The following is a 14180-nucleotide window of genomic DNA, read 5'->3' as shown; positions in this document are numbered from 1 at the left end:
AAAGTAGAGGACGTTGGGTCAACCTTTGCGCTGGGGCGGCGGTAGCCGTTCGACTTGAGTGGACGAATGAGGCTGGCGCTGTTTGGCGGCCTGGCTGATTTGGTCACTGAAGGAAACGGCCGCCTTGGGCTGATCAGACGGCGGGCTGGGCTTGACTTCTCTTGCCGAAGGCTCTTCAGCCACAGGCTGCAAGGCATCGAAATCGCCGAACAAGCTATGGCCACCGGTGAAATACAGGCTGTCCTTGAATTTGAGCGAACCTTCCTGGTAATCGACGGTTTTTTGCGAATCCTGTACCGCCAGCGTGACGTGCAGATTAGGAACGAAACCGAGGCCGATCCCGATCGACTCCGAACGTATTTCGCCGCTGTAGGCTTCGGCATAGCCGGAGCGCAGCGGGTCGAGTCGTTCATCGGCCTGGATTTGCGAATCCATCACCGGAAGCGTGACGAACAAGCCCGGCACCATGTCGCGCCGTACGCTCAACGAATCAAGCTGCCAATCCGGGTATTCATGACGCAGAACGTCGCCGGTGGGCGCGTTCCGATCCGTCGAGACATCGGACGTGGGCGGCAGCGGCAATGTCGAGGAGTCCATGCGCAGCCTCAATTGCGCCGTTGCGAAGCCGCCATGGTCGTCGGTGATCCGGTAATCGATGGTCGGCACCGCGCCGAGATAATTGGCGTTCGGTGTAAATACGAAGCGGCCATCGAGGTCGAGCCTAATCGTGCCGACGCCTGGGATTGCCACGCTGTCGCCGGCCGCGAAGGTGCCGGTCACGCCATCCACGGTGAAATCGACCACATGAATCGCATCGTTCTCGGGGTCGCTGTCGTTGCCGAGCACGCTGCCCCTGATCGGGTCTCCTTGGGGCGCGCTATGAACGCCGTCGTTGACGGCCACGGGCGGCTCATTGATATGGATGCGCACTTGGGCGGTGTCGCTGCCACCCACGCCATCGCTGATCACGTAGGTGATCGTGACATCGCCCGTGACGCCGGGTGCCGGGGTGAAATCCAGGGTTCCGTCTGGGTTGATCGTAACGCTGCCGTCAGCGCTCTGGGCGTGGGTGACGGTGAGCGGATGGCCGCTCGGATCGGTGTCGTTGGCCAACACCGGTATGGATTGGATGGGCGTGTCGCGGTCTGTGAGCAACACCCCGTCATCGTTGGCGACAGGCGTGGAATTGACCCGGATGGTCAGGTCGGCATTGTCGGTACCGCCCGCGCCGTCGGTGATGCTGTAGGTCACCACCGGCACATCGCCGTGGAAGGTCGCAACCGGCGTGAAGAGGTAACTGCCGTCGGCGTTGAGCGTCAGGGTGCCGACACCGGTAATGGTTGCGGTATCGCCAGGATTGAAAGTGCCCGCAACCCCCGCGACAGTAAACCCGGCGACGCTCAGCGGATGACCTTCCGGATCACTGTCGTTGGGCAGGACGTTGCCGCTGGCCGGCGTGCCCTGCTGGACGGTTTGCAGCCCATCGTCTACCGCCACTGGCGGCGCGTTGACCCGAATCGTCAGGTCGGCGCTGTCGGTACCGCCCACGCCGTCGGTGATGCTGTAGGTCACCACCGGTACATCGCCGTGGTAGGTGGGGATCGGCGTGAAGAGGTAGCTGCCGTCGGCGTTGAGCGTCAGGGTGCCGACACCGGCAATGGTTGCGGTATCGCCAGGATTGAAACTGCCGACTACCCCCGCCACGGTGAACCCGCCGACACTCAGGGAGTTGCCGTCCGGGTCGCTGTCATTGGGCAGGACATTGCCGCTGGCCGGATCGCCTTGCTGGACGGTTTGCAGACCATCGTCCACCGCAACCGGTGGCGCGTTGACCCGGATGGTGAGGTCGGCGGTGTCGGCGCCGCCCGTGCCATCGGTGATGCTGTAGGTCACCACCGGCACATCGCCGTGGAAGGATGGCGCTGGTGTAAACAAGTAGCTGCCGTTGGCATTGAGCGTCAGGGTGCCGACGCCGGCAATGGTGGCGGTATCGCCAGGATTGAACGTGCCGACGACCCCCGCGACGGTGAACCCGGTGACACTCAAAGGGTTGCCGTCCGGGTCGCTGTCATTGGGCAGGACATTGCCGCTGGCCGGATCGCCTTGCTGGACGGTTTGCAGGCCATCGTCCACGGCCACCGGCGCGGTGTTGAGGTGGATGGTGATGGTTTGCGTCGCGATTTTCCGCCCTTCGGCGCCTTGGTCCTGGCCGCTGCCGGCAGTGCCGCTGTCGGTGGTGTTCGGGTTCTGGTCGTTGAGCACGAAGTCGACGGCTACGTCGGCGCTGGCCGATGTCGAGGCGTTGGTGTTGCTGTAGGTGACGGCGCCCATCACTTTGCCGACCACTGAACCGTCGGCATCGGCGTTGAAGGTGACTTGCAGCGTGCCCGAGGCATTGCTGATGCTGCCCACGACCACCCCGTCGACGAGCAGGTCGCTGCCGTTGACCTGAACACCGACCGCATCGTCCCCCGCATCGCTGTCGAAAAGGCCAAAGACATCATCGGCATTGCCGCCGCCCTGACGGTTGATGGTCAGCGTCGCGCCCTGCCATTTGTCAGCACTCACATCCAGTTCGAGGTCGCTGACGGCCACATTGCCGTCGCCATCCAGACGAACGGGGTTGCCGCCCTTGGTCACGGTTTGCGAGCTGTCGAGGCCCGAGGCCAAAGGCGCATCGTTGACCGGCAGCACGGTTACATTGATCGTGCGGGTGGTGATCAGCGCGGCGGTGGTGCCGTCGGCGTAGTCGAAATCGCCCGGGTTCTGGTTGGCATCGTCGGTGTCGCCGGTCAACGCTCCAGGACGCTGCCCGGTGCTGCCGCCATCGTTGACGGAAACCGTCACCGTGAAGTTGCCCGTGTAGTCGCTGCCTGCCGGCGCGCCCGTGGCCGTCGGGTAAGTAATCGTCAGGGCCTGAAGGCGAGCGTTGACTTCGGCTTGGGTGGCCCCGCTGATCGTCACCGTATCGCTGCCCACACCGCTGATCGAACCACCACTGCCGCCCACGCCGGAAATCACCCCCTGGCTGACGTGTACGGTGGCCGAGAACGTATTGGCACCGTTGGCGTCCGGGTCACTGATGGTGAACCCACCCACGCTGCCGGTCAGGTTGAGGGTCGCCGAGCCTTCCCTGACGGTGACATCGCTGGCGGTAACCTGGGTCGGGTCGTTGAGGCTGGAAACAAACAGCGTCCGCGTGTTGCTGCCCATATTGAGCGTGAGCGAGCCAGGCAACGCCGCGTAGGGATCGATAACGGTGGCGGGGACCACGGCGGTCGAAGCACCGGACGGATTCAAGCCGCCGTTGGCCAGACCACTGGCGTCCAGCACGCCGGTGGCAACGTTGCGAATGCGGTCGTCGGCAATCACCTGCACCCTGTAGCTGGTGTCGGTGTTGGCAAGGGTGCCGCTGAGGGTAACCTGCAAACCCGCGAGGTAAGCATTGACGTTGGCCAGGCTGCCGCGGATGACCAATGCACTGTCCGTGCCGGAGTAGGTGTCATCGATTTCGAAGCTGGTGTGATCTTCCGTGGGCGAGCTGGTGGAGCCGAGAATGATGTCGGTGTAGCTCGCTTGGCTCAGCGGCACGCCATTGGCATCGGTCAGGCGCACGGTCACCTGAGTGAAGTCCTGTTCCGGCGAAGCGCTCTCGCCTGGCGGTGCGCTGATGCCCCCACCGTCGTTGTAGTCTCGATCCGAGACCGAGAACCCCGGCACGGCCACCGCTGCGCCGCTTTGGCCTATCGCCAGGCTACCGCTGCCTGCCGTTACGGTAGGGGCGTCGTTGGTCGCTTGCAGGGTGATTGCCAGTTCGCTGGTCTGGGCGGGCGACGCAACGCTGCCACTGCCCACGTCACCACCGATGGCGGCGGTGCCTTCGTTCATTTGCACGCTGAGCGTAACGTCGCCAGCAGTGGCACCGTTGTAGTCGTGGTTGGCGTGGGCTGCGCTGGTGTAAGTCAAGCCAGTGCCGGCGGCGTTGAGCAGCGACTGGATATCGTCCGCCCGACCGATCAGGGTGACGCTGTTGCTGTTATCGCCACTGATGCTCACGGTTCGCCCTGACGGCAGGGTGATGGTGGTCTGCGTACCCGCGCCGCCAATCCCCAGTATGCCTTGGCCCGATGGCACGCTGACCGTCACGGAGACCGGAACGTCGAGGGCCGTGGACTCGGTATCGACCACCGAGATGCCGGTGACGGCGGTCGAGCGATCTTCGTTGATCAGTTGGGACGCCGGGATGCCCACGCTGGGCAGGCTGTTGATTGTCGACACGCGGACCAACACGCTGGCCTGTGCCAGGTTGAGGTCGGTGCCGGTGACGCTGTCGGTGTATCCATCGAATTCAACGGCGGAGATCGGCTGCCCGTTGCCGCCGGGGGTGGCCGCCTGGTTTTCGCTGCCGCCATTGGCCCCCGTCGTCAGGTTGCCGCCGGCGTCACGCAGCCGATCATCGACCACGACCTGGATGCGGTATTGATGGTCCTCGTTGCTGGGGTCGTTGACGCTGGCGGTCAGGGTCGCCAGCGCCGCGTTGACTTCGGCTCGGGTGCCGCGAAGGACCAGGTAATCGCCATTGCCGTCTTTATCGGCGTCTCGGGTAGCGCCGCCGCCCAGGCCGACGGAGAGGGTGACGCCCGCATACTCGCCCGCCGTGAAAGCGGTGCCGTCGGTCTGGGTCAGCCGCACGATGACTTGCACCGAATCCTGCGTGCCGACGCCGCTCAAGTCATCGAGATCGCCCACCGTGAAGCCGCCCACCGGATTGTTGCCAGCGACGGTGCTGTCGATATTGACCGGGTTGTTGGGGGCAGACACCGTTGGCTTGTCGTTGGTCGGCAGAATTTCGATGTTGTAGGTCGATGCCGTGGCGGTGACGCCCTGGGCGAATGAGCCACTGTCGTTGACGCTGAAATCACCGTCACTGACGATGTAGGAAAATGAGTCGTTGCTGGTTTCACTGCCGTCATGTTGATAAGTGACGCGATTGGCGTCCAGGTCGGCTTGGGTGAAGACCGAGCCGAGCCCGAGGACGCCGCCGTTGAGCATCAACCTGCCATGCTCCGGAATAGCGGTGAGCCGGTATTGGCGCTGTAGGCTGGAGTTATCGTCATCGCCGTACACAAGGTGCGCGCCGCCCACCGAGCCATTTATCGTCCCGGATCCATCGGCATTGGCATAACCCGATGCACCGCCGATCACTGCCGATTCCCCTTCGTGGATGGCGCCCGCTTCACCGGCGACCAGTTGGGATTTGGAATTGAACGCGGGCGCATCGTTGACCGGTGATATGGTGATCGGCACCACCAAAGCCGAGCCGGTGCTGGATTGGTTGGTACCCGCTCCGACGGCCACGCCCTGGTCGTCAACGGGCACCACGGAAAAACTGTCAGTAAAGTTTTCGCTGCCGTCATGGACGTACTTCAGGTCGCCCGCGGCCAATTGCGCCGAGGTCACGGTCTGATTCAACGTCACGGTCACGCCGCCAAGCGTCAGGTGACCGAATTGTGGCAGCGCACTGATCTGCAGGATGACGTCGTTGCTCGTGGCGTATTGGGTGCCGCCGCTGGCATCGGCTTGTCTGTCGGTATCGGCGACCACGATGTTGCCGTTGGTAATGGTGACGGTGCCGCCTTCGGCCGTGAATACCCGATCGTCATTGGTGGCGGTCGGTGTGTCGTTTTTCGGCACGATACTGAGGCTGAAATTTTCGGTCGCGGTGGTCAGCGTCCCGTCGGAAACCGAGAATTGGAAGTTGTCGACAAAGTGTTCGTCGCCGCTGTGCTGGAACGTAACGCGTCCAGCGTCCACGTCGGCCTGGGTGAAGGTGCCGAACGCACCGATCGCCACACCGTCGAGCAGCAATGTGCCGCTGCCCGGCGTGACCAGCACCCGGTACGTCAAACCGTCGGCGGGGGTGAAGTCATCCGTGGCGTTGAGGTCGGCGGTCGTCAGCGTGTAGCTGGCGGCTTCGTCGATCGTCGCGGTTTTGTCGCCGCCGCTGACGGGCGCCTGGTTAGGCGCGGGGTCGGCCGGCAGTGCCCCCGGCAACGTCGATGGCTCGGCCGGCACGTGGACGTTGAACGTCTTGACCGTCAACGAGCTGTTGGCCGCGTCGGTGTCGTAGATACCGCCATCGCGCGCGCTTGGATACAGGCGTACGCCGCCGTCCTTGACGGTAAAACTCATACTGTCGGTTCGCGCCGTGCCGGTATAGGCCCGAACGTGATAGACCACGTTGCCTGCGTTGATGTCGGCCTGGGTAAAGCTCGATCCCACCACCAGCAACCCACCGTTGAGCGTGAAATAACCGACGTTTCTGTCGGGCACGGCGGTGAGCGTATACCTGAGGCTGGAATCGAAGGAGTCGTTGTCGGTGACCTGCAGCATGGCGTTGGTGACGACGCGAATCGTTTCCCCAGGATTCAGGTTCTGGTCGATGCTGTGATCCAGGACCGGATCGTCGTTGTTGGGCAGGATGGTGAGATCGACGGTCAACGTCGACGTCTTGGGCACACCGGTGCCGCCGCCATCATCGGTGACATTGAGCAAGAAGCTATCGGTGGCGCCGGCCCCGCTGGCTTCGCTGCCGTCGTGGCTGTAGGTGAGCTTGGAGAGGTCCAGGATGACGAAGCTGCTGTCGGTAATCACCACGCCGTCATAGCGCAACGTACCGTGGGTCGGCAGGGAGTTGAGCGTATAGGTGAAGTCGACACCCGGGGATTGATCGGGATCGCCGATCTGGATCGTGCCACGGGGCGTGCCGATCGGGCTGACCAGGTTGCCGTTGTCGGTCAGGTTGACGCTTTGCTCGCCCTCGATGATCGTGATGGTGCCGCTCGATGTCGGCGCCTGGTTCACCGGATTGACGTGAACCTGCACGTTGTGGTCGTGAACGACGCCGCCGGCGCCGTCATCGATGGTAATGGTGAAACTGTCGGTGAGGCCCGCGGGATTGATGACCTGGTCGCCATTGTGGCGATAGCTGAGGTTGGCGATCTGGTCGATGGAAAAACTCGACCCTACCCCTAGCTCCTTACCGTTGAGCAACAAGGTGCCATTGCTCGCCAGGGAGGTGAGCTTGATGATGACCTGTTGCTGCACGTTATCGACATCGGTCATGCCCAGGTTGCTTTGGGTGAAGCCCTTGCCGTCGGGGGAGCTGGTGGCCGGCGAGAAATTCGCCGTCCCGCCTTCGTCCACCTGCAACGCCGGGCCACTGCCGGAAATCGTCGGTGCGTCATTGACCGGGGTCAGGTTGATGTCGATGGTTTTGCTGGTGGTATTGCTGCCGTCGTCGCTGGTCAACGTAAACGAGGCAGCACCATTGAAGTTGCTGTCGCCCCGGAACGACATGCCGTTCAAGGCGGCGTTGATGTCTGCCAGCGAGCCGCTGAAACTGATGCTGGCGCCGCCATTGCCGGTCAAGCCGGTGAGGCCATTGGTACTGGCCAGGTTCAGCGTGCCATGGCTGGCATTCAAGGTGACGTGTTGTGTTGCGCTATCGGTGTCGCTGACGCTGATGCCGCTAATCGCGACGGAAGCATCTTCGGCGCCGCTACGTGCCACGACCGCGGTATCGGCGATGACCGCCGCCGCGCCGTCGAATAGCATTCGTTGTTCAAGGGCGAAAAACCTGTTGCGTGATACTGGAGATACATCACTTCTGGGTTTGGTGTTCTTCACCGTTTCGCCCCTGATTTTTTTTCTTATCTATATGTCCTTCGCCTGTTTCGTCGGACACCTGCGTTATCGCAGTCTCGTCCGCTTGCGCCTTCGTCTCCATGTCTCGGGCGGGTATGGCAAATACCAAGTGCGCCTGTTTTATCGGCGCCTGCAAGCCGATCTTTAGCCCCATGATCCACATCTTTTCGAGTCGCTGCATCGCCTTGATCCGACGATGCGTACTGGTCGCCAGAGGAGGCGAAAGCCCGCCACTTTCGTTGGTTTGTAGGACGTTGCTGTAGCCTTTCGGTCGAGAATCGTCATTTGTTGGGTAATTGCAGCCCGACACATCCCACAATCCAATCGCACTTTCCTACCCCGCGCGGGATAATACGGCCCTGCCTGGGGTCACAAGCTTTTCCCCTCGCTGGGTATTGGCGTGCCAGAAGGATCGAACGCAATGACAGATTGGCTCCAGAGCTATGGAGAAATGGCTGAAAGGGTGCGCCGTCACGATTGGAACGACACCTCCCTCGGACCCTTCGAAAAATGGCCAGATGTGCTCAAGACCACCGTGGCGCTGAGCTTTGCGTCCCATTTTCCCCAAGCAATCGTCTGGGGCCCCGAGCTGGTCATGCTGTACAACGATGCGTTCTTGCCCATCCTCGGTAGCAAACCCGAAGCATTGGGCCGTCCGTTCGATCAGGTTTGGCAGGAAGCCTGGAGCGATATCGGGCCGATCGTGGGCGCGGCCTTCGAGGGACAAGCGACCTATATCGAGAATTTTCCATTGGTCATCGAACGTGGCGGTGGCCCCGAGAAAGCTTTTTTCACGTTCTGCTACAGCCCCATCCGGGATCAGTTCGGCAAGGTCGTGGGTATGCTGGACACGGTCACCGAGACGACTTCCACGGTGCTCATGACCCAACGCCTGGCGGTGCTCGATGCCATTGGCAGTGCCGTGGCCAATGCCACGGATCCGCAGGCGATCATGGCGACCACCGCGCGCATTCTCGCGGCGCACCTCAACCTGTCCAACTGCGCCTATGCCGATATGGATGAGGACGAGGATGGCTTCACGATTCGTGGCGATTGGGCGAGGGCTGGTTCGCCCAGCATCATCGGGCATTACCGTCTGCTGGATTTCGGCCGGTTGGCGGTCACCAATCTGCGGGCCGGCAAGCCATTGGTGATCAACGACAACCTGACGGAGCTGGCGCCTGAGGAAGCGGCTGCGTTCCAGTCGATAGGCATCGCGGCCACCATTTGCGTCCCGCTGATCAAGGATGGTCGCTTGACGGCGCTGATGGCGATCCATGACAAAACACCGAGAACCTGGACGTCGAACGACCTGACGTTGCTGATGGAGGTCACCGAGCGCTGCTGGGCCCACATCGAACGCGCCCGTGCGGACGCCGCGGTGCGTGAAGGCCTGGCGGCACTGGCCGAACTGAACGCGACCCTGGAACAACGGGTCGAGGAGCGCACGACGCGGCTGCAACAGACCGAAGCGGCGCTTCGCCAGTCGCAAAAGCTCGAAGCCATCGGCCAGCTCACCGGTGGCGTGGCCCATGACTTCAACAACCTGCTGACCATCATCCGGTCCTCGGTCGACTTCCTGCGCATGCCCAACCTGTCCGACGAGCGCCGGCAGCGCTACATGGTCGCGGTTTCCGAAACGGTGGAGCGGGCTTCGAAGCTGACCAGCCAGTTACTCGCGTTTGCACGGCGACAGCCGTTGAAGCCGGAAATCATCGACGTGGGCAAGCAAGTCCAGAGCCTGGGGGACATGCTGGAAACGGTCACGGGGGCGCGCATCCACGTCAAGGTCCAATTGTGTGAACAGCCTTGCTACATCCGCGCGGATCTGAGCCAGTTCGAGACGGCGCTGATCAACATGGCCTTGAACGCCCGGGATGCCATGAACGGCCAGGGAACGTTGTGGTTGAGGCTCGATTGTGGGCACAGCATGCCGCCGATCCGAGGCCATGCCGGGGCAGGGCAGGCCTTCGCCGCCATCGCCCTGGAGGACACCGGGACGGGAATCGACCCGCAAATACTCGAGCATATTTTCGAACCGTTCTTCACCACCAAGGAAGTGGGCAAGGGCACGGGGCTGGGGTTGTCCCAGGTATTTGGTTTCGCCAAGCAGTCGGGAGGCAACGTCGATGTTTCCACCGTCGTCGGTAAGGGCACCGTCTTTACGCTGTATCTTCCGGAAGTCGAACCAGAAGGAGTCCAGGCGCCCAAACGCGAGGAAACCACGCCTATGGTGCTGGAGAAGGGCCGGCGTCGGGTATTGATCGTGGAAGACAACTTGGAAGTGGGGCGTTTCGCCAACCAGATCCTGCAAGACCTGGGATACGAAACGGCCTGGGCGACCAATGCCGAGCAGGCGTTGGAGATGATTGGCCAGGATGCGACGAGGTTCGACGCCGTATTCTCCGATGTCGTCATGCCCGGCATCAGCGGAATCGCCCTGGCGAGGGAATTGCACAAGCGTCGCCCGGAGCTGCCGGTGGTGTTGACGTCTGGTTACAGCGAGGAGCTGGCTCGAAGCGGACATGAAGGTTTCGAGTTTCTGTCCAAACCTTATTCGGCTGATCAGGTCTCCAGGGTTCTGAGCCGCACCATACTGGGCGCGGAGTGAGTGTTTCCTTTTTGAAACAGTGGGTTCCGTTCGTCGGTCAGGGCGGGTTGCGGACAGGCAGTCTGTTGATGACCCGCTAGTCTCACTGACGTGAAAGTCGATATTTATAGGCAATCGTTGTTGCCGGTATCGGCTTCGTCAAAAGGGGAAATGCGATGGGAGCACAGTACAGCGAGGAAAATGGCGCCGCGTATCCGGTCAACGAAGGTCTACAGTGTGGTCAGTCGGCCTATCGATCGGATTTCGGCGACGAGCCGATCAAGTCCATCAAGACGAGAGTATCCAAGGTACAGCGAGGGGAAAAAGCCAAATTCCTGCCCCGAATACCCGTCAGGAAATAATCGTCAGCGCAGCCCCTCATCGAATGGGGCTTTTTTTCGCCCGTTCGTTTCGTAAAAACGGGACGTTTCCTGAGATTTTTCATTTTTTTCCTACAGAGATTTGCTTTCACGTTTCTTTCACAGTCGGTCGCGTAGTCTCAGCTCATCCGTTAGAAAGCAGTACCTGCCCGTTTCCCCAGCGGGCTTTTTTTTGCCTGTCATAAAACTACCCCCTTGCTTGTGGTCCAACCGCCATGGCTGTCGCGGTTTGGCGTACACTCGCGCCCGCGCGCGCCGGCCTTTTCCCCCGATGCGGCATTCTTGAGGTTTTTATCATGCGTTTGACTTTGTCCACCTTGGCGCTTGGGCTTGTGCTCGCTCAGGGCGCGATGGCCGCTGGCGACGGTACTGCTGCGGTTGGCGGTGGTCTGGGCGGTGTGTTGGGTAATGTGGTTGGCCAACAGATGGGCGGCAGCACTGGCGCCGCGATTGGCGCGGGTGTCGGCGGTGCGGCCGGTAGTGCGGTGGGCGCGCGCAAGGGCAGCCGTACGGAAGCAGCCATCGGTGGTGGGCTGGGTTCGGCGGGTGGCTCGATCGTTGGCAACCGCTTGGGCGGATCGACCGGATCCACCATCGGCGCGGGCATTGGTGGGGCGGCAGGCGGTGCGCTGGGCAGCAACCTGTCCAACGATAATGATGGACACTCGGGCGGCAAGAAGCACAAGCACAAGCACAAGAAAAAGCATCGCTGAGCGAATCCACGCATTGAAAATACCGGCCCAGCGCCGGTTTTTTCTTATGGGCATTTACCCGGAACGATTAGCTTTCTATCGCCTCGAATTCATACATTCACGTGTGATTGGAGGTGTGTCATGACGCCGGAAACTGAAGGCAAGGAAGAAAAGGGCCCGTCGGGTGTTCCCTTCATCAACGATCCGGGCGTCAACGATCCGGGTAACGAAGACCCTGGTTCCCTGATGGATGATGCTCAGGTTCCCTTGATCGACGATGAAGATGCCGAGGTTGAGGATGAGTCCTACAAATAAGTCCGTCTTGCTTGCGCTTATTGCAAATACCAAGAGGTTGCCATGACTGCTGATACGCCCGTACCCGACGACGAGACGCCGGAATATCCGCTGCGTTCACCCACCGACCCGCTAAGCCGCGACCAGCGACCCCCTGATGACGACGACACTGGAGTCGAGCAGGTGCCAAGCGATGATCAGGATGTCGAGGCGACGCCGGACGATCCGGACATCGCCGGTGACGACGCTTCGGGCACGCCCAGCTGATCGTCATCCGCCCGTCGATTTCGCGGCACCATCGGCGCGCCAGGGTTGCCTGACATGAAGTAATCATCTGAAAAGGAGATTGACCATGATGAAGTCAAACCTGACGGCTCTGGCATTCGCCGGAGTCCTCTGCGCCAGTTCACTGGCGGCTTTCGCCCAATCGTCGGACAACGCGCCCGTGGACAAGGGAGGCATGCCGCCTTCGACGCAGATGGATGCGGGATCCACCACCGACACCACCGGCAACGCCCTGCCACCCGGCTCCGTGGGTGGAGGCAACGGTGGTGATGCCAGCGGCAGCAGCACCAGCCCGGGAACCGGTAGCGGTTCCACCAGCGGCGGCAGCACGATGGGCGGCGGTTCCGGCTCAAGCAGTGGGACCGGCAGCAGCAGCGGTAGCGGCGGTAGCTCAAGCGGCGGCGGGTCGGGCTCCGGCTCAGGTGGTTCCGGCAGCTGACGCACGTTCCCGTCGATCATCCCAACTGTTCGTGACGGGGGGTTGCAGTTGCCAATCCCCCGTCACCGTCCTACCAAAATTTTCCATTGCCTGTATCGAGCGCGCCTCGTTATTCTGCTGAATCCTTTAAGGCGAATACGTTGCGCCGGGCGCACCTGAGCCATCCCTGAAATGCTGAGTTGATAACGGATCAGATGCGATGAATGCACCGCTGAAAAAGTTTGGCCCGATCAAGGCCGTGATTTTCGACATGGATGGCTTGCTGCTGGACACCGAAGGCATCTATACCGAAGTCACGTCCATCATTGCCGAGCGCTACGGGCGCACCTTCGACTGGAGCGTCAAGCAGAACATCATCGGGCGTGGCGCCACGGACCTGGCCAACTACGTTGTCCAGGCGCTGGAGTTGCCAATCACCCCCCAAGAATTCCTGACCATTCGCGAACCCTTGATGCGCGAGCGTTTTCCTCATGCCATGGGGATGCCTGGCGCTGAGGAGCTGGTGCGGCATTTGAAGGCTCACCACATCCCGATTGCGGTAGGGACGAGTTCGGCTCGCCCATCGTTCGAGCTGAAAACCACCCTGCATCGGGACTGGTTCGCGTTGTTCGACTGCATCGTGACCGCAGATGATCCGGAAGTGGGTGCGGCCAAGCCCGCTCCGGATATCTTCCTCACCGCGGCCCGACGCCTGGGCGTCGATCCTCGCGATTGCCTGGTCTTCGAGGATTCCCCGTTCGGCGTCACGGCGGCGAAAGCGGCGGGCATGACCGCCATCGCTATTCCGGATTCGGCCATGGCCGACGAAAAGTACGCCCACGCCGATGCGATCATCCGATCGCTCAAACTGTTCCAGCCAAGCCTGTGCGGTTTGCCGGAACTGGAATGGGCTTGATGCGAAAGGGCTGCTGTGCAGCCCTGCGGGTTGCCTCGGATCAAGCGCCGAAACCGCCGTCGATGGTCAGGCTGGCCCCGGTGATATAGGCAGCTTCCGGGCCCGCGAGGTAGGCAACGAAGCTGGCGATTTCTTCCGACGTGCCGTAACGGCCAACCGCCATGAGGTCTATCAGGCTGGAGGCGAAGTCGCTGTCGGCCGGGTTCATGTCAGTGTCCACCGGGCCGGGCTGCACGTTGTTGACGGTGATGCCCCTTGGGCCTAGGTCACGGGCCAGGCCTTTGGTCAGGCCTACCAGCGCGGATTTACTCATGGCGTACGTGGCGCCTCCAGCGAAGGGCATGCGATCGGCGTTGGTGCTGCCGATGTTGATGACCCGGCCACCTTCGCCCATGTGCCGCGCGGCGGCCTGGGTGGCGACGAACACACTGCGCACGTTGACGGCCAGGGTCTGGTCGAAATCTTCCAGCTTGAACTCATCCAGCGGCGCCATTGCCAGCACGCCGGCATTGTTGACGAGGATATCCAGGCGGCCAAAAGCCTCGACGGTGGCGGCGACGGCGTTGCGCACGGCGTCGGCGTCGGCGCTGTCAGCCTTGATGGCCAGGGCCTTGCCGCCCGCTGCAGTGATGCTGTTCTGCAGTTCTTCGGATTTTGCGCCAGAGCTGACGTAGGTAAAGGCGACTGCCGCGCCTTCCGCAGCCAGGCGCTTGACGATGGCGGCGCCGATGCCACGGGAACCGCCTTGGACCAATGCGACTTTGCCGTTCAGTGCTTGGGTATTCATGATGTTCTCCAGAAGGTGCCGGGGCGAGGTGCCGCGGTGATGGGGCGAGTATCAAGACTAGGCTATCGGCTGGGTAGACCTTCGTTGATATAGTCTGTGTAAACCCAAAGT

9 protein-coding genes are annotated in these 14180 nt (G+C 61.7%); 6 read left to right on the top strand and 3 right to left on the bottom strand.

Annotated elements, in window-relative coordinates; translation table 11 throughout:
* Positions 1-18: 18 nt before the first annotated feature.
* Positions 19-7617 (bottom strand): Ig-like domain-containing protein, encoded by a 7599-nt coding sequence (locus tag J3P81_RS17040; RefSeq protein WP_434559944.1) that lies wholly within the window; start codon positions 7615-7617, stop codon positions 19-21.
* 46 nt (positions 7618-7663) lie between these two features.
* On the bottom strand, positions 7664-7888 hold the full coding sequence (locus J3P81_RS17035; protein WP_434559942.1) for a hypothetical protein: 225 nt from the start codon (positions 7886-7888) through the stop codon (positions 7664-7666).
* Positions 7889-8128: 240 nt separating this feature from the next.
* On the opposite strand from J3P81_RS17035, the gene J3P81_RS17030 reads away from it, so the two are divergent.
* From J3P81_RS17030 to J3P81_RS17005, 6 genes are all read left to right on the top strand, one after another.
* Positions 8129-10318, top strand: coding sequence for a response regulator (locus tag J3P81_RS17030; protein ID WP_434559940.1), 2190 nt, complete (start codon positions 8129-8131; stop codon positions 10316-10318).
* 655 nt (positions 10319-10973) lie between these two features.
* Positions 10974-11390 carry a glycine zipper domain-containing protein gene (locus tag J3P81_RS17025; protein WP_420767236.1) on the top strand — a complete coding sequence of 139 codons (417 nt, stop codon included), beginning with the start codon at positions 10974-10976 and terminating at the stop codon, positions 11388-11390.
* Between the two features lie 120 nt (positions 11391-11510).
* Complete coding sequence (locus J3P81_RS17020; protein ID WP_434559938.1) at positions 11511-11684, top strand: hypothetical protein; 174 nt, start codon at positions 11511-11513, stop codon at positions 11682-11684.
* Positions 11685-11726: 42 nt separating this feature from the next.
* Entirely contained in the window at positions 11727-11930 is a 204-nt protein-coding gene (locus tag J3P81_RS17015; protein ID WP_420767238.1) for a hypothetical protein, read from the top strand.
* A gap of 85 nt (positions 11931-12015) precedes the next feature.
* On the top strand, positions 12016-12387 hold the full coding sequence (locus J3P81_RS17010) for a hypothetical protein (protein ID WP_434559936.1): 372 nt from the start codon (positions 12016-12018) through the stop codon (positions 12385-12387).
* Between the two features lie 199 nt (positions 12388-12586).
* Positions 12587-13282 carry an HAD-IA family hydrolase gene (locus tag J3P81_RS17005; protein ID WP_420767240.1) on the top strand — a complete coding sequence of 232 codons (696 nt, stop codon included), beginning with the start codon at positions 12587-12589 and terminating at the stop codon, positions 13280-13282.
* A 40-nt stretch (positions 13283-13322) separates the two neighbouring features.
* Here the strand turns inward: J3P81_RS17005 and J3P81_RS17000 are convergent, their stop codons facing one another.
* On the bottom strand, positions 13323-14069 hold the full coding sequence (locus J3P81_RS17000; protein WP_420767241.1) for a 3-oxoacyl-ACP reductase family protein: 747 nt from the start codon (positions 14067-14069) through the stop codon (positions 13323-13325).
* Positions 14070-14180: the final 111 nt, after the last annotated feature.

Origin of the sequence: Pseudomonas sp. R1-6 (assembly GCF_051132115.1) — a bacterium.
Classification (GTDB): domain Bacteria; phylum Pseudomonadota; class Gammaproteobacteria; order Pseudomonadales; family Pseudomonadaceae; genus Aquipseudomonas.
The sequence above is the reverse complement of the archived record's forward strand: the minus strand, read 5'-3'. Positions and strand labels throughout refer to the sequence as shown.

Bases quoted from the DNA above. Each gene is read 5' to 3' on its own strand.
- J3P81_RS17040 (WP_434559944.1), bottom strand. From the start codon at position 7,617: ATGCTATTCGACGGCGCGGCGGCGGTCATCGCCGATACCGCGGTCGTG.
- J3P81_RS17020 (WP_434559938.1), top strand. From the start codon at position 11,511: ATGACGCCGGAAACTGAAGGCAAGGAAGAAAAGGGCCCGTCGGGTGTT.
- J3P81_RS17035 (WP_434559942.1), bottom strand. From the start codon at position 7,888: ATGCAGCGACTCGAAAAGATGTGGATCATGGGGCTAAAGATCGGCTTG.
- J3P81_RS17030 (WP_434559940.1), top strand. From the start codon at position 8,129: ATGACAGATTGGCTCCAGAGCTATGGAGAAATGGCTGAAAGGGTGCGC.
- J3P81_RS17000 (WP_420767241.1), bottom strand. From the start codon at position 14,069: ATGAATACCCAAGCACTGAACGGCAAAGTCGCATTGGTCCAAGGCGGT.
- J3P81_RS17015 (WP_420767238.1), top strand. From the start codon at position 11,727: ATGACTGCTGATACGCCCGTACCCGACGACGAGACGCCGGAATATCCG.
- J3P81_RS17025 (WP_420767236.1), top strand. From the start codon at position 10,974: ATGCGTTTGACTTTGTCCACCTTGGCGCTTGGGCTTGTGCTCGCTCAG.
- J3P81_RS17010 (WP_434559936.1), top strand. From the start codon at position 12,016: ATGATGAAGTCAAACCTGACGGCTCTGGCATTCGCCGGAGTCCTCTGC.
- J3P81_RS17005 (WP_420767240.1), top strand. From the start codon at position 12,587: ATGAATGCACCGCTGAAAAAGTTTGGCCCGATCAAGGCCGTGATTTTC.